Genomic DNA, 24,507 nt, shown 5'->3' with positions numbered 1-24,507 from the left:
CCCGCCGGACAAGTGACCGGTGGGGAGAGCGGGTATGCGGTGGCGAAGCGTGGCGGCGGGAGCGCCACCGGGCGCCGGACCGTCGTCGTCGTTCAGCCGTTGTCGATCAGACTGGCGATCTCGTTGTAGATCAGGTGCGCCTTGGCGCCCTGGTTCGACGGACAGCCGCCGAGATGGTGCAGGGCGATTACCCGGTGGGCGCTGTTCAGTACGGGTGAGCCCGAGTTTCCGCCGGAGGTGTCGCAGCTGTAGCTGATGTTCCAGGTGTTGTAGTTGGCGTTGCGCACCGTGCAGCGTGCGCCGTTCTGGGTGTCCTCGAAGATCGACAGGCGCTTGGGGCTGCCGTCGCCGTGCCCCGGGATGTACATCTGGGTGCCGGTGGTGGTGGCGGTCGTGGCCAGGTAGAGCGTGCCGAAGCCCTGGATGGCGGCGAAGTTGTTGACCGAGAACAGGGCGTAGTCCAACTGGTTGGAACCGCCGCTGCTGACCCGGTAGAGCGTGGCGCCGCTCACCTTGGTGCCGGGCCCCGGGTTCGCGCCCCCGCAGGTGGCGCACTGGTAGTTGAACTGCATCTCGCTGCCGCTGACCGCCGCCTGCGTCGAGAAGCAGTGCTTGTTGGTGAGCATGCGGTTGGTGTTGCCGACCCGCCAGGTGGTGCACATGCCGCCGCCACTGATCAGCAGTCGGGCCACGGCGTTACCACGCGAGAACTCGGTGGGGTGGCTGCTCTGGTAGCAGACCACGTCGCGGCGGGCGTCGGTGCTGCAGACCGACTGGGTGGAGAAGTTGTGCTGGCTGATCTCCGTACGGTCGTAGCCGCGCCAGAACCGGTCGATGGTCGCGGCACTGCGCCGGGAGGACCGGTTGCTGTGCAACGTCACCACCGCCGTGTCGCCTTCCACCGACATCGCCCAGAAGCCCGACCGGCCGTCGGTGGTGTAGTCGGCGCCGGTCGCCCGGTTCAGGTGGCGGTCGTACCGGTAGCTCTCCCGGCCGTCGGGGCTGGCCACGGTGACGTACTCCCCGGGGGCCAGCCGCAGTGAGCTGAAGTGCACCTTGACGTAGGTGGCGCCGGGGTGACTGATGATCTGGGTCCGGCCGTCACGGGCGTGCGACAACGAGCCGTCGACGGTGCGCAGTTCCCCGACGGTCGTCACACCCTCGGCCGAGAACTGTTCCGACTCGGCCGCCCGGTCGGAGGATGGCGTGAGCGGTTGCGCCGGGTTCGCTGCGGCGGGTGCCGACAGCAGGCTGAGTCCGAGTGTGCCGGCGGCGAGTGTGACAGCCACCGTGCGCAGGCGTCGCAGGGCAAGTTTCATCGTCGCTCCTCCCAGGAAGCGGAACCTTAACGATTCCTCAGTCTTCATACACGAATCAGATCGATACATGCAAGAAAATCGATCGATGTGGTCGGCGGGCCCGCCTCGCGGGCGATACCCGGTGGGTGGGGAGCGCGCGGCACCGTTCAGGCCCCGAGGCGAGGACGGCTGTCGCTGTCCGGCGACCGCTGGCACAGGGTTACAACCGGTCGGAGGGCTCTCGAAGAGAGCTGACTACCGTAACATCGGGCTGTTCTTCCCGGGGCGGGTGCGGAGGAGACCGCATGGACGATGTGACCCTCCGAGCCCTGCGGCTACTGGAGGAAGCACAGGCCGGGGGCGCGGCCCAGGTGCTGGCGGAGGCGGTCGCTGCACTGCGGGAACCGACCGGAGACCTGTGCGACGGTCCGGCGGCGATGCACTTCGCGCGCGTCGTGGCGCTGACCCGGCTCGGCGACCTGCGTGCCGCGATCACCGCCGCCGACCTGATGCTTGTCGCCGCCGAGCGGGAGAGCAGTGCCGGCTGGCGCTCCTGCGCGCTGTCTCTGCGCGCTGACCGGCGACTGCGCCTCGGCGACCAGGACATCGCCGAATACGACATCGAGACCGTCCTGCGGGATCTCGTCAGCGCGGAGACGGCCCTGCTGGCCGGGGAACCCGACCCGGTGATCGAGGGCAACGCCCGCACCGGGCTGGCGATCGGATACGCCAAGCTGCGCCTCTACGAGTTGGCGGCGCCGCAGTTCCAGGCGGCGTACGAGACGACCTGCCGGGCCGGATATCCGGACAACGGCAACCGGGCGATGTGGCTGTGCAACCTGGCGGAACTCAACCTCATGTGGGCCCTGGAGCTGTACCAGGTAGGTCGGGTAGCTGCGGCGGAGAAGCACACGACCGCGGCCGAGGAGCACGCCAAGCGGGCGATGACGGAAGCATCCGGCCCCAAGGCGGAGGTGTGGCGCCTCTGCGCGTCGCTGTTCGCGGCGTGCGCCCGTGCCGACCGTCAAGACCCGGCCGGTGCGGCGGAGGACATTCCCCGGTTCCTGGCGTCGCTCCAGGAGCACGGCGTCGAGCAGCGACAGCAGGAGCAACTGCTGTGCCAACCGTTCCACGCGGTCGCGCTGAGCCGGTCCGGGCGACCGGAGGAGGCGCTGCGGGTCATCGAGGAGGCGGTGACCGGGCTGTCGCCGGACAACGACTGGTTGATCACCGCGGCACTGCACCGCACGCACGCGGTGCTGCTGGCGAAGAACGGGACGCGGGACGCGGTGCCGGGCCTGACCTACGGGGACGCCCTCGCGGAACTGCTGTGGCGTCAACGGCACCGCTGGCTGCACGCGGCGGTGACGATGCAGTCGTACGACCTGCTGCGGTGGCAGCACGATCGGGTCGAACGGGCCGCCCGGATCGACCCGCTCACGGCCGTGGCCAACCGACGTGGTCTGGACAGCTTCCTGGAGCAGTTGGCGGCTTCCGACGAGGCTGGGGCCGAACCGGTGGCAGTGCTGATCGTGGATGTGGACCGCTTCAAGGACGTCAACGACTCGTTGGGGCACGCCACCGGCGACGACGTGCTGCGGGCGGTGGCTCAGGTGGTCGCCGCGAGCGTCCGCAGGGACGATCTCGTCGCCCGGCTGGGCGGTGACGAGTTCGTCGCGATCCTGCCGGGGGCGCAGCCCGGTGCCGCGGAGCAGGTCGCCCAGCGTGCGGTCGATGCCGTGGCCGCGATGGTGGCGTGGCGGGTGACGGTGAGTGTCGGGGTGGCCGCCGGTTGCGTGCGTACCCTCAGAGAGACCTTCGCCCATGCGGACAGGGCGATGTACGTGGCGAAGCGGGCGGGCGGGAACCGGGTGAGCAGCCGCCACCCCGGGACCTGACCGGGCGTCGAGGTCCCGTTCCGGCGGGCGTTCGGGGCGATCGTCAGATTCGTCGGAGGGGACCGGTGTCGTTCAGCGCCCGCCGCCGCGCCCGCCGGGCCGGGCCCGGGCGGAGAACGCCGCCGCACCGGAGCGGGCGGCGCCGCTCTGCGTTCCGCCCGACCGCGCGACACCGGACCGGCCGGTCGAGGACGCGGCGGACCGTGCCGATCCGGCCGACGAGGACCGCGTCGGCGTGGTGGAGTCGGATCTGGTCGAGGTGGCCGGAGTTGCCTTGCCGCCACGGCGGCCTCGGCCCGCAGGGGCGGACGGTGCCTCCCGCCGGACGGGGGCTGGCCGGACGGCCGGCGGTGCGCTGAGCGTCCGTTCCCCCGGAGCGAGTTCACGAAGCAGTGCGTCACCGGGGCGCAGTCGGGTGGTGGTTGCCGAGATGCCGGCCTTCCGGGTCAGTTCCCGAACCTCCGGGGCCTGCGTGTCGGTCATCAACGTGACGACGGTTCCGGCGGCACCGGCCCGGGCGGTACGCCCCGAGCGGTGCAGATATGCCTTGTGCTCCACGGGTGGGTCGGCGTGCACCACGAGCGCCACGTCGTCGACGTGGATGCCCCGGGCCGCGATGTCGGTGGCCACGAGTGTGCGCACCGTGCCGTCGGAGAATGCCTTGAGGTTCCGGGTACGGGCCCCCTGCGCCAGGTTGCCGTGCAGCTCCACCGCGGCCACCCCGGCCGCGACGAGCCGGCGAGTGAGGGTCTTCGCGCCGCGTTTGGTGCGGGTGAACACCACCGTCCGTCCCGGTGCGGCGGTCAGGTCGACCAGCACGGCGAATCGGTCCTCGGCGTGCACGTGCAGCACGTGGTGCGTCATCGCGGCGACAGGTGACCGGGGTGAGTCGATGCTGTGTACCACCGGATCGGTGAGGAAGCGCCTGACGAGCACGTCGACGCCGGAATCGAGGGTGGCGGAGAAGAGCAACCGTTGCCCGCCACGCGGGGTCAGGTCCAGCAGTCGGCGTACGGTCGGCAGGAACCCCAGGTCAGCCATGTGGTCGGCCTCGTCGAGCACGCTGATCTCGACGGCGTCCAGATGGGCGTGCCCGGCCTGCACGTGGTCGGCGAGCCGCCCCGGGCAGGCCACCAGGACGTCGACCCCGGCGCGTAGCCCGGTGATCTGGGGCCGGGCGGCAACGCCGCCGAAGACCGTCATGGTGCGCAGCGACAGCGCCTGGGCCAGGGGCGCCATCACGCTGTCGATCTGGGTGGCCAACTCCCGGGTGGGCGCGAGGATGAGCGCCCGGGGGCGGCCGGGTCGGCGCGGTGTGGCGGTGGTGGCCAGCCGGGTGAGCACCGCCAGGACGAATGCGTACGTCTTACCCGAACCGGTGCGGCCCCGACCGAGCACGTCACGACCGGCCAGAGCGTCGGGCAGGGTGGCGGCCTGGATCGGGAACGGTCGGTCCACCCCGGTCGCGGTCAGCACTCGGGTGAGTGTGTCGGGCACGCCCAGGTCGGCGAAGCTGGGGTGGGCGGGCGTGGTGATCTGCTGCTGTGGGCGGCGTGCCGCCATTGGGGCTCCGAACGTCGAAGGGGACGTCCCACCCGGCGCTGCGGTGCCGGCCTGGGCCTGGCGCGTCGAAGGCGCGGGGCCTGGGACATCGAATCGGACCCGCGGTCGGGCGGGTCGCACGGTCAGCCTACCCGACCGATGGTCGGCGGGCCGCCGGTGCGGTCAGGAGGGCGCCACGACCCGCCAGCGGCTCTGGCCGCCCATCCACGCCCCGGCCAGGATCTCTGCCGACTTGCGGCCGGGGCACGGGTAGATTTTCGAGCGGCCGGCGCCACCGCCGGCCCGGGCCTCGACCTCCCACGACTCGCCGTCGGTGCGGATGTAGACGTCGCGACGTCCGCGCGGACTGTGGTCGCCGTTCCACCAGTGACGCTCAACTCTCACCAACCGACCGTATAGCACCAGGTCCGCAAGGGAAATGTTGATGATCTTGGCAAATGTTAGCGCTACTCACGGTGTTTGTCGCCTCTACCAGGCGTGTCCGCTCCCGGCGCATATGCAGTGATCCGGGTGGCATTCGAGCCGTGACGTGAGGCTGAGTTGGTGGATCTCGACAAAAACCATTGTCCGGAGGTGGCAGTTCCCACGTGTTCCTTACTGGCCGGTAGCCACGAAGGTTGGGTGAGCGGGACCCCCTGTCCGAGGGAGCGTCCCCTCCTGTCAGGGACGATCTTCCGGAGGCCTGCCCGGTGTTCAGCCGCATCGCCATCGTCAACCGGGGAGAGGCCGCCATGCGGCTGATCCACGCCGTTCGCGAGCTCAACGCCGAGACCGACGCCCCGCCGATCGAGACCGTCGCGCTCTACACCGAAGCGGAGCGAACGGCCACCTTCGTCCGCGAGGCCGACCACAGCTACTGCCTCGGGCCCGCGTCGGCGCGACCCTACCTCGACCACCGGGTCCTCGAACGGGCGCTGCACGAGACCGGCGCCGACGCGGCCTGGGTGGGCTGGGGCTTCGTGGCTGAGGATCCGGCCTTCGCCGAACTGTGCGAGAAGAACGGCGTCACCTTCATCGGCCCAGGGCCGGAAGCGATGCGAAAACTCGGCGACAAGATCGGTGCGAAGCTGATCGCCGAGGAGGTCGGCGTGCCGGTGGCACCGTGGAGCCGAGGCGCGGTGGAGAGCCTCGACGCGGCCCAGCGTGCCGCAGCCGAGGTCGGCTACCCGCTGATGCTGAAGGCGACCGCGGGCGGGGGCGGGCGGGGCATCCGGGTGGTGCGCAGTGACGCCGAACTCGCCGAGGCGTACGAGCGCACCAGCCTGGAGGCCCAACGCGCATTCGGCAGCGGCGTGGTCTTCCTGGAACGGCTGGTCACCGGAGCGCGGCACGTCGAGGTGCAGGTCATCGCCGACGGCCAGGGCACCGCGTGGGCGCTGGGCGTACGGGACTGCTCGGTGCAGCGACGCAACCAGAAGGTGATCGAGGAGTCCGCCTCGCCGGTGCTCTCCGCCGAGCAGGCCCACGAGCTGAAGGAGGCAGCCGAGCGGCTCGCGCTGGCCGTGGAGTACCGCGGCGCGGGCACCGTGGAGTTCCTCTACCACCCGGGTGACCGGATGTTCGCCTTCCTGGAGGTCAACACGCGGTTGCAGGTGGAGCACCCGATCACCGAGGCAACCACCGATTTCGACCTGGTGAAGGCCCAGATTCAGGTGGCCGCAGGTGGGCGGCTCGGCGACCGGATCCCGGTCGAGGCCGGGCACGCCGTCGAGGCCCGGCTCAACGCCGAGGACCCCGACCGCGACTTCGCCCCGTCGCCCGGACGGATCGTGCGGCTGGTGCTGCCCAGCGGCCCCGGCGTGCGGGTCGACACCGGGGTCAGCGAGGGCGACGTCATTCCCGCCGACTTCGACTCCATGATCGCCAAGATCATCGCGTACGGCCGCAGCCGCGACGAGGCACTGAGCCGGCTACGCCGCGCCGTCGCCGAAACCACGGTGATCATCGAGGGGGGCGCCAGCAACAAGAGCTTCCTGCTCGACCTGCTGGACCAACCCGAAGTGATCGACGCCAGCGCCGACACCGGCTGGATCGACCGGGTCCGCGCGCAGGGCCGACTGGTCTGCACCCGACACTCCGGGGTCGCGCTGGCCGCCGCCGCCATCGAGGCGTACGAGGACGAGGCGCACGTCGAGCGGCAGCGGCTGCTCTCCACCGCGCACGGTGGCCGTCCACAGGTCCAGCATGTCAGCGGTCGGCCGATCGACCTCAAGCTGCGCGGCGCGACCTACCGGGTCTCCGTCGCACAGACCGGACCACACCGGTTCCGGGTCTGCGTCGGTGACACCTCGACCATGGACGTCGAGCTGGAACGCTTCGACGAGCACACCGGGCGGATCCTGGTCAACGGCCGGCGATTCCGGCTGATCACCGACACCCACGGACCGATCCACCTGGTCGAGGTGGACGGCGTCACGCACCGGGTCAGCCGGGACGAGGGTGGCGTACTGCGCTCCCTGTCGCCCGCGCTCGTCGTCGCGACGCCACTCACGGTGGGCGACGAGGTCGAGGCCGGCGCGCCGGTGCTGGTGCTGGAGAGCATGAAGATGGAGACCGTGCTGCGCGCCCCGTTCGCGGCGAAGGTGCGCGAGTGTCTGGTTTCCGTCGGCAGCCAGGTGGAGACCGGCGCACCGCTGCTGCGGCTGGAACCCGTAGGCGACGGTGTCGCCAGCGAGACCGCCGAAACCACAGCCGTCGACCTGGAGTTGCCGCCTGAGCCGACCGGGCTGTCCGCCGGGGATCGCGTCGCTCGCGGCATCACCGACCTACGCAGCCTGCTGCTCGGCTACGACCTGGACCCGCGCGACGAGCGTCGCACCCTCGCCGCATACCTGGCTGCCCGGGCCGAGCTGCCGCACCGGCCGCTGGAGGAGGAGGTCGAGCTGCTCCAGGTCTTCGCCGACCTGTCCGAGCTCAGTCGCAACCGGCCGGCCGGCGAAGAGACCCGGGTCGACACCCCCGTGCACAGCCCGCGTGAGTACCTCCACTCCTACCTTCAGTGCCTGGACGTCGAGCGGGCCGCCCTGCCCGAAACGTTCCGTCAGCGTCTCGCCCGGGTGCTCGCCCACTACGGCGTCGACGACTTCGAACGGACGCCGGAACTGGAGGAGGCAGTCTTCCGGATCTTCCTGGCGCAGCAGCGGACGGCGGCCGACGTGAAGGTGATCGTCACCTTCCTGCAACGGTGGCTCACCGAGCCGCCGCCCGCCGACAGCCTGCGCGAGCTGGTCGGTCAGGCGTTGGAACACCTCATCTTCGCCACCCAACGGCGCTTCCCGGTCGTCGGCGACCTCGCCCGCAGCGTGGTGTTCCGCTGGGCGGCACAGCCGATGCTGCGGCGCAAGCGGGCCGAGGTGTACGCCGAGGTCCGGGCCAACCTGCGCCACTTGGACCGCAACCCCGACGCGGCCGACCGGGCCGAGCGCATCGCGACGATGGTCGCCTCACCGGAGCCGCTGGTCCGGCTGCTCGCTCAGCGCATCGGCCGGTCAGGTGCCGACCACGGCCCGATGCTCGAAGTGCTCAGCCGCCGCTACTACGGCAACCGTGGCGCCAGCGACGCCCGAGCCGTCGAGGTGGCGGGGCAGGCGTTCTTCACCGCCGCGTACGACCGCGACGACGAACGCTTCCGCCTCGTCGCCGCGGCCACGGACTTCGTCGGGCTGCCGGAGACCCTGACGAAGGTCGCCGTGCTCACCAGCACGAGTGACGACGTCGACCCGGCACCGGCAGCGGGTCACGATCCCGCGCCGTCGGTCGCTGACGTGTACCTGACCTGGGCCGAGCAGCCCGACGCGGAGGCAATGGTCGCCACGTTGCGGGAGGTACTCGACCAGGCCGGGCTGCTGGACGTGCTCCAACGAGTGACGATCTCGGTGGCTGGACGTAACGGCGCCGAGATGCACCACCACTTCACCTTCCGGCCCGACCTCGGCGAGGACCGGGTCATCCGGGGTCTACACCCGCTCATCGCCCAGCGTCTGCAACTGCCCCGGCTCCGCAACTTCGACCTGACCCGGCTGCCCTCGGCCGACGAGGAGGTCTACCTCTTCCACTGCGTCGCGCCGGACAATCCGGCCGACGAGCGGCTGGCCGCGATGGCCCAGGTACGCGACCTCACCCCGCTGCGCGACACCGAGGGACGGATCCTGGCGCTGCCGGCGGTCGAGGGCGCACTCGACGCCTGCCTCGACGCGATCCGCACCGTGCAGGCGCAACGGCCGGCGAAGAAACGGTTCGACACCAACCGGATCACCCTCTTCGTCTGGCCGCCCAACGAGCTGAGCATCGAGGACCTGAACGCCGTCGCCCAGCGGGTGCTGCCGATCACGGCGGACGCCGGGCTGGAGGAGGTGCTGTTCCTCGGCCGCCAGCGCAACGAGGACAACGGCGAACTCACCGACATCGCGGTGCAGATCTCCTACGCCGAGGGCGTGCGCATCGCCGTCACCGAGCCGACGGCGGAGCTGATCCAGCCGCTCGACGACTACCGGCAGAAGGTGCTGTCGGCACGGCGGCGCGGCACCACCTACCCGTACGAGCTGACCGGGATGCTCGCCGGCCGTGCCGGCAGCTTCGTCGAGTACGACCTGGCCGACTCCGGCGAACTGGTCCCGGTACAGCGGCCGAAGGGGCACAACCGGGCGGGCATCGTCGTCGGTGTGGCGAGCACACCCACCGAACGCTATCCGGAGGGTGTCACCCGGGTGGTGCTGCTCGGCGACCCGACCCGGGCCCTCGGCGCGCTGGCCGAGCCGGAGTGCGTACGGGTGATCGCCGCCCTCGACCTGGCCGAGCGGATGCGGGTACCGGTCGACTGGTTCGCGTTGTCGGCCGGGGCGCGGATCTCGATGAGTTCGGGCACCGAGAACATGGACTGGGTGGCCGCCGCGCTCAAACGGATCGTCGAGTTCACCCAGGCCGGTGGTGAGATCAACATCGTCGTCGCGGGGATCACCGTGGGCGCCCAGCCGTACTGGAACGCCGAGGCGACGATGCTCATGCACACCAGGGGCATCCTGGTGATGACGCCCGACTCGGCGATGGTGCTGACCGGTAAGCAGTCCCTCGACTTCTCCGGCGGGGTCTCCGCCGAGGACAACTTCGGCATCGGCGGCTACGACCGGGTGATGGGCCCCAACGGTCAGGCCCAGTACTGGGCGCCGGACCTGCGGGCTGCCCACCGGGTCCTGATGGCCTACCACGACCACGCCTACGTGGCGCCGGGCGAAAGCCGACCGCGTCGGGCGGTCACCACCGACCCGGTCGACCGGGACATCTCCGACTACCCGCACGTGATGCCGGACAGCGACTTCACCACCGTCGGCGAGATCTTCTCCCGGGAACGCAACCCCGACCGCAAGAAGGCGTTCGACATCCGTACGCTGATGCGGGCTCTGGCCGACCAGGACCACGCGATCCTGGAACGCTGGGCGGGCATGGCCGACGCCGAGACGGCGGTCGTGCAGGACGTGCACCTCGGCGGGATCCCGGTGTGCCTACTCGGCATCGAGTCCCGCACGGTGCCCCGGCGCGGGTTCCCACCCACCGACGGGCCGGACACCTACACCGCCGGCACGCTCTTCCCTCGTTCGTCGAAGAAGGCCGCCCGAGCGATCAACGCGGCCAGCGGGAACCGGCCGCTCGTGGTGCTGGCCAACCTGTCCGGCTTCGACGGCTCGCCGGAGTCGATGCGACAGCTCCAACTGGAGTACGGCGCGGAGATCGGCCGGGCGATCGTCAACTTCGACGGACCAATCGTCTTCTGCGTCATCTCGCGGTACCACGGTGGTGCGTTCGTAGTCTTCTCCAAGGCACTCAACCCGAACATGACGGTGCTCGCCGTGGAAGGGTCGTTCGCCTCCGTCATCGGCGGCGCGCCGGCCGCGGCCGTGGTGTTCGCCGGTGACGTGAACACCCGTACGGCGAAGGATCCACGGGTGGCCGACCTGGAGGTCCGCGTCGCAGGTGCGACAGGCGGGCAGCGAGCGGCGCTGGTCACGCAGCTGATGGACGTACGTTCGTCGGTGCGGGCCGAGAAGCTGGCGGAGGTGGCCGCCGAGTTCGACCGGGTGCACAGCATCCAGCGGGCGGTCGAGGTCGGCTCGGTGGACGCCATTATCCGACCCGAGGAGTTGCGCCCGCAGCTCATCGCCGCCGTCGAACGCGGCTTGGCGAAGGCCGCCCGACCGTCCTGACCTGTCGGGGACGCCGGCGGCGGGCCATGGTCCCGTCGCCGGTGTGCCGCGGTGGGACCAAGGGGCGGGCAGACTGCCGCTGCCATCCCATCGCTGTGCAACGATCGTCGTGCGTCATGCCGGCCGGCATGTCCGTCGGCCTCCCCGGGTACCAGGTGCCGGTGGGCGGCGAGGCGCGCCGCACCTCGTCCCGTTTGGAGAGCACGATGTCCCTCTCGCCGGCTCGGGTCCTCGCCGCGCTCAACGCGGTGCGGGCGCCCGACCAGCCGTCACCGGTCATGGACAAGGCGGTGGTGGTCGGCGGCAGCATCGCCGGGATGCTGGCCGCCCGGGTGCTCTCGGAGCACGCCGCCAGCGTGGTGGTGATCGACCGCGACGACCTGCACGCGGCAGGTGGACGGCCGGGCGTACCACAGGGAACACAGCTGCACGCCCTGCTACCCGGTGGTTTCCTCCAGTTGGAGCACCTGTTCCCCGGCTTCCGGGAGCAGGCCCTGGCGCAGGGTGCGGTCGAGGCTGCGCCCTCGGCCCGGCGTAGCTACCTCGACGGTCGGCTGAAGGTCGTCGTCCCCGACGACGCCGACAGCCTGGCCGGCAGCCGACCGCTGCTGGAGTCGTTGATCCGGCAGCAGGTGCTGCGGCTGCCGAACGTCAAGACGGTCACCGCGCGGGCCACCGGGCTGGTCTTCGACGGTCAGGTGACCAGTGGTGTCCGGTGCGACGTGGGCGGGTCGGCAGGGGTCGAACGCGCGGACCTGGTGGTGGACGCGATGGGGCGGGCCAGTCGGCTTTCCGACTGGCTGGCGGAGGCCGGGTGGGAGCGGCCGGCGCTGCGCCGGATGACCGTGGACCTCAACTACGCGACCGCTCTGTTCCGGCGCCACGAAGAAGATCCGGAGCACGCGGTGGTGATGGCGCTGCACAGCCCGGCGACGTCCGGGGACGTCGCCGGCGCCGCGTTCTTCGCGATCGAGGACGGTCGGTGGATGGCGATGATGGCCGGCTACGCGGAGCACCGTCCGGGGCGGAGCGCCGAGGATTTCGTCCGCCGGCTGCGGGAGCAGTTCCCGTCGGAGTTCGCTGTGGTCGCCGACAGCGAGATGCTCGGCGACGTGCAGACCTACCGGCACTCCGACAGCCGCCGCCGGGACTTCCACGCGTTGACCCGGCTGCCGGCCGGGCTGGTGAGCGTCGGCGATGCGGTCGCCTCGTTCAACCCGGTCTACGGTCAGGGCATCACCGCCGCCGCACTGCACGCGGCGTGCCTGGCGAGCTACCTGCGGCAGGGTCCGGACCTCGGCCTGCCGGCCCGCCGCTTCTTCGCCCTCCAGAAGGTGGTGGTCGACGCGGCCTGGTCGATATCGACTTCGGCGGACCTGGCGTTGCCGCACGTCGACGGCCCCTACCCGCGCGGGTACCGGCTCTCCAGCTGGATCAGCCGGCAGATCGTCGCGGCGACCGTGACCGACGTGGCTACCGCCCGTCGGTTCAACGAAGTCGTCTCGATGCGGAGACACCCCGGTTCGCTGGCCACACCGAAGGTCATCCTCGGCGCCCTGCGCGCCAACCGACGCGCCCGCTGAGACCGCTGGGGCGCCGGAGGCCGTTGCCCGCGTACGCTGCCGGTGTCGAAGCGGGTCGAGGCGAACGAGGTTCCAGGTGGCTTACGTCTTCCTGCTGCTGGCGATCGCGGCCGAGGTCACCGGTACGAGCCTGCTCAAGGCGACGCAGGGCTTCACCCGGCTCTGGCCGACCTTGGGACTGGCCGTGGCCTACCTGGCCGCGTTCGCCCTGCTCGCCCAGGCGGTCAAAGGGATACCTGTCGGTGTCGCGTACGCCATGTGGTCGGGCCTCGGTACCGCCGCCATCGTCGCCATCGGCGCGGCTTACCTGGGTGAGCCGCTGACCCTCGTCAAGGGCTGCGGTGTCGGGCTGGTCATCGCCGGTGTCGTGCTACTCAACCTCGACGGCGCGCACTGAGGGGTCCGATCCGTTGCCGGCCGGCGTGGTGACGTTCCCGCTCGTCACCGCCGCGCATCCGGATCATGGTGCGGACACGACCTCCTGGCCCAGCGGCCAGATCGCGGCGGGGACCAACTTGAAGTTGGCCACACCGAACGGTATTCCGATGATGGTCAGGCAGAGACTCACCCCGGCCACGATGTGCGTCAGCGCCAGCCACCAGCCGGCCAGCAGCACCCAGATGATGTTGGCCAGCCCCGAGGCCACCCCGACGCCGGGTTTGGGTACGAGGGTCCGGCCGAAGGGCCACAGCGAGTACGACGCCAGCCGCAGCGAGGCGACGCCGAACGGAATGGTGACGACCAGGACGAAACAGATCAGGGCGGCGATGCCGTAACCGACCGCCAGCACCAGACCACCGCCGAAGATGAGCCAGAGCACGTTCAGCACGAATCGGATCATGAGTACATGATGACCGCCGGACGCCACCAGCCACCCCGACGGGCGGCCGGTGGCACGGGCCGGTCAGCCGGTGACGGAGCTACCGGACTTGGTGACCCGGTAGGTGACCCGTGCACCGCTGCACCGGGTCGGGTTGGCGAAGGACACAGTCGACCCGGTGGCGTTGGACAGCACCGGCGTGTCATAGGTGATCACGTCGATCCGCCAGGGCACGCCGGTCGAGAAGCGGGCCCGGAGACTGGCGTTGACCCGGCACCCCGCAGCGGCTGGCACCGGTACGGTCGCCCGCGAATGAGCGTGGCCTCGCGGGGTAGTCGGCGGCGTGGCGGAGGGGGCTGACGACAAGGGCTGGGCACGTCGTGCCGGCAGCCAGGTGGAGGCCAGGGTCGCCGGCACGGTCGGCGGCGTCAGCCGGCGGATCAACTGGCAGGAACGACGCCGGAGCCTGGAGCTGTACGCCATCCTCGCGGTGCAGGCCGGGGTGGCCGCCGCAGTCGCCTGGACGCTCGCCCACGAACTACTGGGCCACCCGTCACCGGTCTTCGCCCCCAGCGCCGCCGTCGGTACGATCGCCGCCGCGATCGGCCGCCGGGCCCGCCGTACCCTCGAACTGCTCGTCGGCGTGCTGGCCGGGCTTCTGGTGGGTGACGCCCTGATCATGGTCATCGGCACCGGCCCCTGGCAGATCGGCACCGTGGTCACCCTGGCCATCCTGTTCGCGCTCACCATGAGCCGCGGTGGATCGGTCGTCACCCAGGCCGGAGGTACGGCGGTGCTCATCGCCACCCTCTCACCGATCCAGGGAGGGCTGGAGGTGCCGAGGGTCATCGACGCGGTCATCGGCGCGATCTCCGCCGTGCTGGTGGTGGCCGTGCTGCCGGTCAACCCGGTACGCATCATCCAGCGGGCCGCTCGCCCGCTGTTCGCCGCGCTCATCGAACACCTGCACGACGCCGCGGACGGAATGTCCAGAGGCGATGCCGCGAAGGTAGCCCGGGCCCGGGACGGGCTGTTCGGCCTGAGCTCACAGTTGGCCCTGCTCAACGATGCCGTCACCGGCGCGCAGGAGGCGGTGGCGGTGTCGCCGGCCCGCTGGCACCGGCGGCGAGAGTTCGAGCACTACCAACGTGGCATCCGCTACCTCGACCTGGCTGTCGGGGGCGGCCAGGAAATGCTGCGCCGGGCTGCCACCGCGGTCCACGACGACGAACCGATCCCGACGGGGCTGGCGGCGGCGGTGGACTACTTCGGGGACGCTCTGGCGCTGTTGCAGGTCGAGGCGGAAAGTCAGCAGCACTCGAAACGATCCGAGCAGTTGGTCCTCAAGGCGGTGGACTATGCCGCCGAGGCGTACGACGAGGGGGTCGGCTTCTCCGGCAGCGTCGTGGTGGCCCAGATCCGAACCGTCGCCACCGACCTGCTGCGCAGCATCGGGCGCGACGAGGAGGAGGCAGTCGCCGTGGTTCGGCGACGTTTCGAGGACCGGCGTCACGAACTGCAACGGTAAGCGGGCAGGACGTCGCCTGCCGAGCGGGAGTCGGCCTGAGCGCCCCGTCCAGGCTCAGAGCCGCCCGGCCACCGTTCGGGCCAAGTCGGTGAGCGGCTTGTCATACTTCGCCGGGTCGTCCAGCCGGACCAGTCGGATAGCCACCCACACCCCGGCGGCGTGGACGAAGACCGCACCATCCTCCAGGTACGCCTCGTCCCCGATCCCGGACAGCGTCTCGAACTCGTGATCGAGATCGCGGTCGACGTCGAGGATCTTCTTGGCGCCGTCGCCCACGTAGACCTCCACCTGCGCCAACGGACCGGAGACCGGGCCGCTGTAGGTGCAGGTCTCACGGACCGGCACCGCATCCTCCAGGGCAGTGCCTGCCAGCTTCTCGGCGTCCTCCTTGGGCACCAGGGCGCAGGCGTCGACCTGCGGTGCCTCGGTCGACGGCTCGGTCGACTCGACTGCCGGTGTCGGTTGCACCAGCCCGGTCGGCGGTGGAGGTGGTGCGGCGTCAGGATCGTTGCCGCCGCCGCAGGCGCCGAGTAGGGCGACAGCGGCGGCCGTCGCGGCGAGCTTCAGATTCCTCACGGTCGTCTCCTCGGGGGGTGTAGCGACACCGGGGCGGACCGCTGACCAGCACCACGTCCGGCACCGTCTGGTCGGTTGTTCGGCCTGCTGACGTCGACAGTCGCGGTTCCGAGGCTACGACCGCACGGCCGTTGCGGAATCCGGTGTTTCCCTAGCCTTTGGCCGCGCCAGCCGGCGCACCGTTAGCAGCTGTCGACCGGCGTGGCCGTTCACCCTGTCCATCGACCCGGGCCAACGCGGCACCCAGCTCCGCCCGGCGGGCAATGCCCAGTTTGCGGTAGACCCGGGACAGATTCGTCTCGACGGTCTTCGGACTGACGAACAGTTCGTCGGCGATGGCCCGGCTGGTCCGCCCCTGGGCAGCGAGCCGGGCGACCCGCTCCTCCGTAGCTGTGAGATCCGACGGTGCGGGCGGACGTCCACCCAGCCGGGCGGCCTCGGCCCGGGCCCGCGCGGCGAACGCTGTCGCGCCGAGCGCGTCGAACTCCGCTGCCGCAGCCGTCAGTGCCTCCCGCGCCGGGCGCTTACGTCGGGACCGGCGGTGCACCACGCCCTCCACCAGCAGACACCTGGCCCGTTCCAATGGCAGTACCTCCGGTGACACGGCGGCCCGCGCGGCGGCGAGGTCGTCCAGCGCGGTCGACGGGTCGACGCCGCTGGCGCTGGCCAACAGGGCACGGCTGCGTGCCAGGCCCAGCAGCGTCCACGGGCGGGGCAGTCGCTGGTGACGTTCCGTCAGCCGGGCCAGGACGCCGTGCGCCGTGACCAGGTCACCGGCACCCACACAGGCCTCGATCCAGTCCGGTTCGAAGCGCTGTGCCAACGGCTCGGCCAGGCCCATCCGGTCGACCGTCGAGGCGAGTCGACCGTAGCCGGCCGCAGCGTCGGCCAGGTGTCCGGCGCACAGCGCCACGAACGCTCCCAGTTGCAGGTGGATCCGCCGGCACCAGTCGTCGTCGAGCTGCTCGCCCAGCCGGAGCCCCGCCTCGGCCACCCGCCGGGCCACGTCGAGCCGCCCCCGGAGCGCGTCGAGCAGCCCGGCCAGCCAGATCTCCGCGGTCGCCTCGGTGCCCAACAGCTCACCGAGTTCGCGTGCAGCCGCGATGTGCCGCTCGGCGGCCGACCACCGCCCCGCGAGCAGTTCGGTCTCACCCAGGTGCTTGAGCAGTTCGTACTGCGAAGGTTCGTCTCCCCGAGCCCCTGCCAGTTCCAGCATTGCGCCCAGCCGTCGCCGGGCCCGAGCCGGGTCGTCGATCGACTTCCACCAGATCGCCGGGATCGTGCCGGCGAGCCACGACGGCTCCGTACCCTCCATCTCCAGCGCCCGGTCTAGCAGTTCGACGCGGGGCGGCTCACCGGCGCGTACCTCGCTGAGAAACAGGTGCAGCAGCGCCGCAGCGAGCAGCGGGCGGTCGCCACCAGGGCCGGTGAGCAGAGCGATGGCGGCCTCGGCATGAGCCCGTGCCGGGTCCGGCAGGTCGACGAAGAGCGCCAGGTGGGCGTGGATCCGACCGGCCAGCGGGGAATCCGGACGGGTCGCCGCCAGCGCCCGCCCGGCTGCCTCGACTGCGGTACCGCCGGACTCGTCGGCACTCCAGGCCACGATCGCGCGTAGCAGCAGCGCCTCGGCGCGCACATCGCCGTCGAACCCGGTGGACACCGCCTCGGCAGCGACACGCGCTCCGGAATGGTCGCCGCATCCGAAGCGGCAGCGGGCCGCCGCCAGCAGTCGATCGCCTCGGCCGGCCACGTCGCCGGCGGGAGTGAGCTGTGCCGCCGACTCGTACAGGTTCGCGGCAGCCTCCGGCGCTCCCCTCGCACGGTGCCGGGCGGCAGCTGCGGCGAGGGCGTCGGCGACCACCGGATCCGGCGCGGTGGTGCACAGGGCCAGGTGCCGGACCCGCTCGTCCGGATCGGTCACCACCTCGGCCAGCCTCCGGTGCAGACCGCGCCGGACGCCGGGAGGAATGCCGGCGCGGACCGCAGCCGCGTAAACCGGATGGGCGAACTCCACTCGCGCTGCCCCGACCACGAGCAGGCCGGCCTCCTCGGCAGCGTCGAACGCGGCGGGGGAGGTCCCCGCCGCGGCCAGATCCCGCAACAGCGGTACGCCGAGCAGGCTCGCCAGCCGTACCGCGTCCCGGCAGCCGGCCGGTAGCCGGGCCAACACCTCACCGAGAAGCTGGTGCATGGACGAGGCCACCGGCAGATCCTGTGCCGGCTCCGGTGGCCGTGGCAGGCGCTGCACCGCGCGGGCCACCTCGATGGCGACGAGGGGATTGCCGGCGGCCTCCCGGGCGATCCGAGTGAGCAGTGAGCGACTGAGGGCGGCACCGACCCGCTCCCGCAGGAGGTGGTGCAGGGCACCCACTTCCAGCGGAGGCAACTGCAGCCGGGTCAGCTGAGCGGGGCCGGAGTCGAGCCCGAGCGGTGCGATCCGCACCATCGGTGTGTTGTCGGTGCGGGCAGTGACCAAAGTGGACAGTCCGGGGCCGACCCGACGGAGCGCGAACCGCAGCGCCCGTGCGGTCGGCCGGTCAAGCCACGGTGAGTCGTCCACGGCGACCAGCACCGGCCGGCCGGCGGTGAGCACCGCCTCCAGCAGCGAGCGGGTGGCGGCACCGACCACCCGTTCGTCGATGGTCTCGCCGTCGTCCCGGGTGAGCAGCACCATCTCGGCCGCGACGCGCTGTGGATGCGGCAGGTCCACCACCAGGTCCGTCAGGGGACGGAGCAGGTCGGCGAGGGCGGCGAACGGCAGGTCGGTCTCACACTCGGTAGGTTCGCAGCTCAACACCGCCCAGCCGGCCCGAGTGGCTTCGGTGAGCAGTTCCCGGAGGAGGGTCGTCTTGCCGATCCCAGCCGGGCCCTCCAGGAGCACCGAGCCCGGCTCGCGTAGTGCGCGCCAGGTTTGATCGAACACCCCGTCGCGGCCGACGAGCGTACCCCGCATGCTGCGATTCTGGCACCGATGAGGTGGGCCAGCCATCATGCGGACGGTGATCCGCAGGTGACGGTCGGTCAGGGGTAGGTGTCAGTTGGCTGCGGGTTCCGGCGCCCTGTCGTCCGCTGTCGTCCCCGGCGCCGGTGGCTCGTCCCCGTCGGACTGCTGGCCGGCGAACCAGTTGATGCCACCGGGCCCGCCGGCCGCCACTGCGGCGGCGGCGCGAGCCACCGGATCCGCAGCAGGGCGGGCGCCCTGCTCCGCTTCGCCGGCGGGTCCACCGCCACGCGTCGGCGGGTGGTTCGACCGGGCGGTCACCGCGTCGTTGCTGTCCCGGCCCGACGGTCCGGCGTCGTCGGTGTCCGTCCGCTGCGGGTGCGGCCCGGCCCGCTCGGTATCCACCTTCGCGACAGCCGGACCCTCGACCTGACCGCTGGCCGTCGAGGCCACCTCGTCACCATCATCCGCCGGGGCCGGGTCGCCGCCGGTCCGGGCGACCACCATCGGGTACTCGGCGGTCTCGCTGCCCCCCGCTGCGGCGGCCATCACCGCTGCGGCCGCCAGATCGGCGACCCGTTTGGCCTCCCGCTGGACGCGGGCCCGGGTCTCCTTGGCGTGCCGCTCGGCGGCCTCAGCCGCCCGGCGCACCTCGTCCAGCCGCCGGCGTTCCGCGATGAGTTCTCGCCCTGTCTCCTCCAGCGACTGCCGCAGCCGGGTCAGCTCGGTCTCGGTGGCCTGCTTGGTGCGGCGGGCCTCGTCGAGCTGCTGCTCGGCGTCGCCCAGCTGCTCGTGCAGCTGGGCGAGTGCCTGACGCTGCTCCCCGACCTCAAGCTGAACGGCGTGCAGCTGCTCCTCGGCCGTCGCCGCCTGCTCATCACTGAGTCGGCGCACCTCGGCCGCCTGCTCGTCGGCCCGTTTGCGGATCTCGGCGGCGTACTGCTGGGCGTCGGCGATCATCGAGCTGACCCGCTGCTCGGCGGCGCTCCGCTGGGCGGCCAGCTCACGTTCGGTGGCGGCCCGCTGCTCGGTCAGGTCCTCTTCGGCCGTGGCCCGCCGCTCGGCCAGCTCCTCCTCGACCTTGGCCCGCCACTGCGCCAGCTCCTGCTGGCTCTTCGACCGGGTCGCCTGGATCTCCTGGTGGATCTGGGTACGGGCAGAGGTGGTGAGCGCCTCTGCCGCCGACCGGGCCTGCTCGACCTGTTGGCGGCACTGCTCACTGATCCGCTGGGCCTCCTGCTGCGCACGTTCGTGTGCGGCCTCCCCGTCGGCGCGCAGCTTGTCGGCCCGTTCCCGGGTCTCGGCCAGTTCCGCGTCGGCGGCTGACCGCAACTCCTCGTACGTCTTCTCGTGCTCGGCCCGCCGGGCAGCCAGCTCCTCCTCGAGGTCGGCCAGCGCCTTGACCGTGCGTTCCCGCGCGTTGGCGAGTGTCTTCTCCGCCTCCGCCTGAAGTTTCGTGGCCCGTTGGGTGTGGGTGTCGATGATCGCTGCGGCCTGCTTCTCGGCCAGGTCCAGGATCTGGCCGACCATCGGGCCCACATCCTGGAAGGTGGCCTTGTCCACCTGCGCCGGTCGCTGCCGCAGATCGGCCATCTCGCTCTGGACCGTCTGGAGCTTCCCGGTCAGCTCCCGCACGTGCGCGGCGGCCCGGTCCCGTTCGGCCGAGACCGCGGCGAGTCGACCGTCGATCTGCTCGACGTAGCGGTCCACCTGGCGTTTGTCGTACCCACGCAGGGCGACCTCGAAGTTCGGCCGCGAGGCCAGGTCGTCGCGGGCTGCGAACGGTTCCTCGCCGATGGACATGCCCCATCCTCCGTAGGATCGAAGAGCGCCCCGCCGGTGGGCCGGCGGCGGATGACGCGCAACGTTACCGCTGCTCCGACTGCTCTGTCGTCCCACCCCGGTACGGTTTCCGAGGCTCCCGGCGGGTGACCCGGCATCGGCGACCCGGTTGCGTGGCACCGGTGGGTCATCGCTGGGTTGTCTTCGGCGACCGGTCCGCTACTGGGTCAGCGCATCGCTCCCCGTCCACCAGCACCGATGGGACGGGGCACGGCTCGGAAACCGACTCGGGCCCGCGACTTGACTGACACTTAGGTTAGGTTAACCTAACCGCATGTCGAGCGGACCGACGTCGAACGACGCCCAGCAGAGCCTACGCGGTGTCGACCTCTGCCTGGGCTACCACGGCACCACTGTGGTACACGACGCGGCGATAACCCTGCGCCCCGGAGCGGTCACCGCGCTCGTGGGTCCCAACGGCAGCGGTAAGTCCACTTTGCTGCGGGGGTTGGCGCGGCTGCATCCGCTCGACGGCGGCAGCGTGCTCTTCGCCGACGGCGTCGCCGCTTCGGATCTGCCCGCGAAGGAGTACGCGCGTCGCCTGACCCTGCTCGCCCAGAGCCGGCCGATCCCCAACGGCGTCACCGTCCGCGACGTCGTCGGCTACGGCCGACACCCCTACCGGGGCCGGTGGCGCGCGGACGACCCGGCCGGACCGGCCGCCATCGCCCGGGCGATGGCGGTGACAGGCGTCAGTGCGATGGCAGGTCGGCCGGTGGACGAACTCTCCGGCGGCGAACTACAGCGGGTCTGGCTGGCCACCTGTCTGGCCCAGGACACCCCGGTCCTCCTGCTGGACGAACCCACCACCTTCCTCGACCTGCGGTACCAGGTCGAGATCCTCGACCTGATGCGTGACCTCGCCGACGACCACGGTGTCGCGGTCGGCGTCGTGCTGCACGACCTCAACCAGGCCGCTGCGGTGGCCGACGAGGTGGTCCTGCTGCACGGAGGCCGGGTGCGCGCCACCGGCACCCCGGCCGAGGTCCTCACCGAACACGCCCTGACCGAGACCTACGGCATCCGGATCGAAGTCAGTACCGACCCGCTCAGTGGGCTGGTGACGACCCGCCCCGTGGGCCGACACCCGGCCCGGATCCCGGTCTGAACCCAGACCGGACACGACACCCACTCTCCGAGAAAGAACATGATGTCCCGTACCCGTGTAACCGCCCTGATGGCCGCCGCGACCGCGGTGCTGTTGGCCGCCTGCGGCACCACCGAGAACACCACCGAAGCGGCCGTTGCCACCTCGGCCGCCACCGGCCCGGTCACCGTCACCGACAGCCGGGGCAAGGAGGTCAAACTCGACGCTCCCGCCAGCAAGGTGGTCGGCCTCGAGTGGGGCGAGGTCGAGATGCTCGTCAGCCTCGGCGTCATGCCGGTCGGCGTCGCCGATCCCAAGGGGTACGCGACCTGGGTCAGCGCCGCCTCACTCGATTCGGACGTCAAGGACGTCGGTACGCGCGGTGAGCCGAGCATCGACTCCATCGTGGCGTTGCAACCCGACCTCGTCGTCATGGAGGACGACCGGGGAGCCAACGTGATCACGCAGCTGGAGAAGTACGTTCCGGTGCTCGTCACCAAGGGCAGTGACGCTGCGGACAACCTCGGCCGGATGCGGGCGGACCTGAACATGATCGCCACCGCGGTCGGCAAGACCGCCGAGGCGGAGAAGCTGCTCGCCGACTTCGACGCCGCCATCGCCGACGGCCGGAAGAAGATCGCCGACGCCGGTGCCGCCGGCAAGCCGTTCGCCATCGCCGACGGCTGGCAGGAGGGCAGCACGGTCAGCATCCGGATGTTCGGCGAGGGTGCCCTGGTCTCCCAGATCGGTATCGAGCTCGGCCTCACCAACGGCTGGACCGGCGAGACCGACCCGGCGTGGGGCCTGGGTCAGACCGACGTCGAGGGCCTGACCGTCCTGAAGAGCCCTGACCTTCACTTCTTCTACAACGCCTCAGACGGCACCGACGTCTTCGCCGACGGCCTGAGCAGCAACGCCATCTGGCAGTCGTTGCCCTTCGTCCAGCAGGGCAACCTGCACCGGATGCCCGACGGGGTCTGGACCTTCGGTGGGCCGCTGTCCGGCAAGCAGTACATCGACCAGTTCGTCGACACCTACGCGGTGTGACCACACTGTCCGCGCCCCCGCGTCCGGAGCCGGCCGTCAAGCCGGCTCCGGACGAGCGCCCCTCGGCTCCCCGCGTCGTCGGGGTCTTCGTCGCAGCCACCGCGCTGCTGTTGGTGATCGTGGCGGTGCACCTCACTCAGGGAACCTCCGCCGTGGGGGCGGTCGACCTGCTCCGCCTGCTGACCGGCGGGGACGACGAGACCGCCCGGGTGTTCGTTGCCTCCCGGGTGCCCCGGCTGCTCGCCGGGCTGACCATCGGGGTCGCTCTCGGCTTCGCCGGTGCGGCACTCCAGTCGATCGCCCGCAACCCGCTCGCCTCCCCGGACACCCTCGCCGTCAACGCCGGTGCGCATCTGGCGATCGTCTCGGTCGCCGCGTTCGGTATCGCGCTACCCGCGTTGCCCGCCGGTGGCCTGGCCTTCTGCGGTGGTCTCGTCGCCGCCGGCCTGGTGATGGCGATGTCCTCCGGCGGTCAGGCCGGCACCACCCGGCTGATCCTCGCCGGCTCGGCCACCGCGATGGCGCTCAGCTCGGTGACCACGCTGATGCTCCTGCTGTTCGAGCAGGCCACCATCGGTCTGTTCGCCTGGGGCAACGGCTCCCTGGTGCAGAGCGACCTCGACACACTGACCCAACTCGCCCCCGTGATCGTGGCTGCCGTTGCGGTGTTGATGCTGTTCGGTCACCGCCTCGACATCCTCGCCCTCGGCGACGACACGGCCACCGTACTCGGCATCGACGTACGCCGGACCCGGCTGCTCGTCACCGTGCTGGCGGTGCTGCTGTCCGCCGCGGCGGTGACCCTCACCGGCCCGGTCGGCTTCGTCGGTCTCTGCGCGCCGGTGATCGTCCGGTTGCTGGGCCCGCTGGTACCCGGGGTCCACCGGCACCGGATCCTGCTGCCGCTGTCCGGCATGGCCGGCGTCGGCATCGTTCTCGGCTCCGACGTGCTGCTGCGTGCCCTGATGGGCGCCCAGGCCGGCGTCGACATCCCGACCGGCGTGGTGACCACCCTGTTCGGCGCGGGAATCCTGATCTGGCTGGCCCGTCGGCACCGTGACGCCGGCCCCACCCGTCGCCCGCCCGGCGGTCACGCCGCCGTACGCTCCGTGTTCTTCCACCGCACCGTGGTGGCGGTCGCCACCGTGGTCACCATCGCGGCGGTGCTGATCGGCATGCTCGCCGGGGACACCTGGCTGCTGCTCGGCGACCTCGTCAACTGGGTCAACGGCAGTACCGGGCCGGCGTACACCTTCGTGCTCGACCAACGGTGGCCCCGGGTTGGCGCGGCGCTGCTGGCCGGTGCGGCCCTGGCCGTCGCCGGCACCACCGTGCAGGCGGTCTGCCGTAATCCGCTCGCCGAGCCTGGCATCCTCGGCATCACCGCCGGTGCCGGGCTGGGTGCGGTCTCGCTGCTCACCTTCGTGCCGCTGGCCGGTGTCTGGGCCGTCTCCGGAGTCGCCGGGCTCGGTGCCATGCTGGCCTTCGCCCTGGTGTACGGCGCGGCGTGGCGCGGCGGTCTCAGCTCCGACCGGCTGGTGCTGATCGGCTTCGGTGCGTGGCAGGGTGGCATGGCGATGATCACCTTCGTGATCGTCGCCTACGACCCCTGGAACACCGGCAAGGCGCTCACCTGGCTCTCCGGCTCCACCTACGGCCGGACCGCGACGCAGGTGCTGCCGGTGGCGATAGCACTGCTGGTGCTCACTCCCGCAGTGGTGGCCGCCCGGCGTGAGCTGGACCTGATGACGCTCGACGACGACACTCCACGGGTACTCGGCGTCCGGTTGGAACGGACCCGCCTCGTCGCACTCGGCGCGGCGGCCCTGCTCACCTCGACGGCGGTCTCCGCCGTCGGCGTGATCGGCTTCGTTGGTCTGGTCGCGCCGCACGCGGCCCGTGCCCTCGTCGGCGGCCGGCACGCCCGGGTGATCCCGGTCGCGGTGCTCTTCGGCGCGGCGTTGGTCAGCCTGGCCGACACCTTCGGCCGCACCGTGATCGCACCGGCCCAGATTCCCGCCGGTCTGGTCACCGCCATGATCGGCACTCCCTACTTCGTCTGGCTGCTGTGGCGTTCCCGCGCCGCAGCGCCGCCCCGGTAGAGCGCATCCGACCCGGAGAGGCAAC

16 protein-coding genes are annotated in these 24,507 nt (G+C 71.3%); 8 read left to right on the top strand and 8 right to left on the bottom strand.

Annotated features, from left to right (window positions below; genetic code table 11):
• Positions 1-92: 92 nt before the first annotated feature.
• The gene (locus tag HCA58_RS10955; protein WP_169597665.1) at positions 93-1,319 is read right to left on the bottom strand and encodes a serine protease; all 1,227 of its coding nucleotides are present in this window, start codon (positions 1,317-1,319) and stop codon (positions 93-95) included.
• Positions 1,320-1,603: 284 nt separating this feature from the next.
• On the opposite strand from HCA58_RS10955, the gene HCA58_RS10950 reads away from it, so the two are divergent.
• Positions 1,604-3,196, top strand: a complete 1,593-nt coding sequence (locus tag HCA58_RS10950) for a GGDEF domain-containing protein (protein WP_169597664.1) — start codon at positions 1,604-1,606, stop codon at positions 3,194-3,196.
• A gap of 72 nt (positions 3,197-3,268) precedes the next feature.
• Here HCA58_RS10950 and HCA58_RS10945 read toward each other — a convergent pair whose 3' ends face one another.
• Complete coding sequence (locus HCA58_RS10945; protein WP_169597663.1) at positions 3,269-4,759, bottom strand: DEAD/DEAH box helicase; 1,491 nt, start codon at positions 4,757-4,759, stop codon at positions 3,269-3,271.
• Positions 4,760-4,921: 162 nt separating this feature from the next.
• A complete protein-coding gene (locus HCA58_RS10940) occupies positions 4,922-5,143 on the bottom strand; it encodes a hypothetical protein (RefSeq protein WP_169597662.1) in 222 nt (73 codons plus the stop codon).
• 305 nt (positions 5,144-5,448) lie between these two features.
• Between HCA58_RS10940 and HCA58_RS10935 the strand changes: the two genes are divergently transcribed.
• The 3 genes from HCA58_RS10935 to HCA58_RS10925 all read left to right on the top strand — a co-directional run bounded on the left by HCA58_RS10935 (position 5,449) and on the right by HCA58_RS10925 (position 12,936).
• Complete coding sequence (locus HCA58_RS10935; RefSeq protein WP_169597661.1) at positions 5,449-10,956, top strand: biotin carboxylase N-terminal domain-containing protein; 5,508 nt, start codon at positions 5,449-5,451, stop codon at positions 10,954-10,956.
• A 128-nt stretch (positions 10,957-11,084) separates the two neighbouring features.
• Positions 11,085-12,539 carry an FAD-dependent oxidoreductase gene (locus HCA58_RS10930; protein ID WP_240955947.1) on the top strand — a complete coding sequence of 485 codons (1,455 nt, stop codon included), beginning with the start codon at positions 11,085-11,087 and terminating at the stop codon, positions 12,537-12,539.
• A gap of 76 nt (positions 12,540-12,615) precedes the next feature.
• Positions 12,616-12,936, top strand: a complete 321-nt coding sequence (locus HCA58_RS10925; protein WP_169597660.1) for a multidrug efflux SMR transporter — start codon at positions 12,616-12,618, stop codon at positions 12,934-12,936.
• Between the two features lie 63 nt (positions 12,937-12,999).
• Here the strand turns inward: HCA58_RS10925 and HCA58_RS10920 are convergent, their stop codons facing one another.
• Both HCA58_RS10920 and HCA58_RS10915 read right to left on the bottom strand, forming a co-directional pair.
• Positions 13,000-13,380, bottom strand: coding sequence for a YccF domain-containing protein (locus HCA58_RS10920; RefSeq protein WP_169597659.1), 381 nt, complete (start codon positions 13,378-13,380; stop codon positions 13,000-13,002).
• 63 nt (positions 13,381-13,443) lie between these two features.
• On the bottom strand, positions 13,444-13,653 hold the full coding sequence (locus tag HCA58_RS10915) for a hypothetical protein (protein WP_240955944.1): 210 nt from the start codon (positions 13,651-13,653) through the stop codon (positions 13,444-13,446).
• Between the two features lie 49 nt (positions 13,654-13,702).
• Between HCA58_RS10915 and HCA58_RS10910 the strand changes: the two genes are divergently transcribed.
• Positions 13,703-14,887: an FUSC family protein gene (locus HCA58_RS10910; RefSeq protein ID WP_169597658.1), complete on the top strand. Its 1,185-nt coding sequence runs from the start codon at positions 13,703-13,705 to the stop codon at positions 14,885-14,887.
• A 54-nt stretch (positions 14,888-14,941) separates the two neighbouring features.
• On the opposite strand, the gene HCA58_RS10905 is transcribed toward HCA58_RS10910, so the two are convergent.
• The 3 genes from HCA58_RS10905 to HCA58_RS10895 form a co-directional block, all read right to left on the bottom strand.
• Positions 14,942-15,463 (bottom strand): hypothetical protein, encoded by a 522-nt coding sequence (locus tag HCA58_RS10905; RefSeq protein WP_169597657.1) that lies wholly within the window; start codon positions 15,461-15,463, stop codon positions 14,942-14,944.
• Between the two features lie 151 nt (positions 15,464-15,614).
• Positions 15,615-18,416 (bottom strand): LuxR family transcriptional regulator, encoded by a 2,802-nt coding sequence (locus HCA58_RS10900; RefSeq protein WP_169597656.1) that lies wholly within the window; start codon positions 18,414-18,416, stop codon positions 15,615-15,617.
• 81 nt (positions 18,417-18,497) lie between these two features.
• Positions 18,498-20,207, bottom strand: a complete 1,710-nt coding sequence (locus tag HCA58_RS10895) for a hypothetical protein (protein WP_240955942.1) — start codon at positions 20,205-20,207, stop codon at positions 18,498-18,500.
• 313 nt (positions 20,208-20,520) lie between these two features.
• Here HCA58_RS10895 and HCA58_RS10890 point away from each other — a divergent pair, with 313 nt between their 5' ends.
• From HCA58_RS10890 to HCA58_RS10880, 3 genes are read left to right on the top strand one after another with little or no spacing between them, the layout of a single operon-like run.
• Entirely contained in the window at positions 20,521-21,354 is an 834-nt protein-coding gene (locus tag HCA58_RS10890; RefSeq protein WP_169597655.1) for an ABC transporter ATP-binding protein, read from the top strand.
• A 42-nt stretch (positions 21,355-21,396) separates the two neighbouring features.
• Positions 21,397-22,380 carry an iron-siderophore ABC transporter substrate-binding protein gene (locus HCA58_RS10885; RefSeq protein ID WP_169597654.1) on the top strand — a complete coding sequence of 328 codons (984 nt, stop codon included), beginning with the start codon at positions 21,397-21,399 and terminating at the stop codon, positions 22,378-22,380.
• A complete protein-coding gene (locus tag HCA58_RS10880) occupies positions 22,377-24,482 on the top strand; it encodes an iron ABC transporter permease (RefSeq protein WP_346775952.1) in 2,106 nt (701 codons plus the stop codon). Before HCA58_RS10885 ends, HCA58_RS10880 begins: the two co-directional genes overlap by 4 nt.
• The last annotated feature ends 25 nt before the right edge of the window (positions 24,483-24,507 follow it).

The sequence above is a fragment of the Micromonospora sp. HNM0581 genome (assembly GCF_012726175.1).
GTDB lineage: Bacteria > Actinomycetota > Actinomycetes > Mycobacteriales > Micromonosporaceae > Micromonospora.
The sequence above is the reverse complement of the archived record's forward strand: the minus strand, read 5'-3'. Positions and strand labels throughout refer to the sequence as shown.

Bases quoted from the DNA above. Each gene is read 5' to 3' on its own strand.
- HCA58_RS10955 (WP_169597665.1), bottom strand. From the start codon at position 1,319: ATGAAACTTGCCCTGCGACGCCTGCGCACGGTGGCTGTCACACTCGCC.
- HCA58_RS10950 (WP_169597664.1), top strand. From the start codon at position 1,604: ATGGACGATGTGACCCTCCGAGCCCTGCGGCTACTGGAGGAAGCACAG.
- HCA58_RS10945 (WP_169597663.1), bottom strand. From the start codon at position 4,759: ATGGCGGCACGCCGCCCACAGCAGCAGATCACCACGCCCGCCCACCCC.
- HCA58_RS10930 (WP_240955947.1), top strand. From the start codon at position 11,085: ATGTCCGTCGGCCTCCCCGGGTACCAGGTGCCGGTGGGCGGCGAGGCG.
- HCA58_RS10920 (WP_169597659.1), bottom strand. From the start codon at position 13,380: ATGATCCGATTCGTGCTGAACGTGCTCTGGCTCATCTTCGGCGGTGGT.
- HCA58_RS10900 (WP_169597656.1), bottom strand. From the start codon at position 18,416: ATGCGGGGTACGCTCGTCGGCCGCGACGGGGTGTTCGATCAAACCTGG.
- HCA58_RS10895 (WP_240955942.1), bottom strand. From the start codon at position 20,207: ATGTCCATCGGCGAGGAACCGTTCGCAGCCCGCGACGACCTGGCCTCG.
- HCA58_RS10890 (WP_169597655.1), top strand. From the start codon at position 20,521: ATGTCGAGCGGACCGACGTCGAACGACGCCCAGCAGAGCCTACGCGGT.
- HCA58_RS10885 (WP_169597654.1), top strand. From the start codon at position 21,397: ATGTCCCGTACCCGTGTAACCGCCCTGATGGCCGCCGCGACCGCGGTG.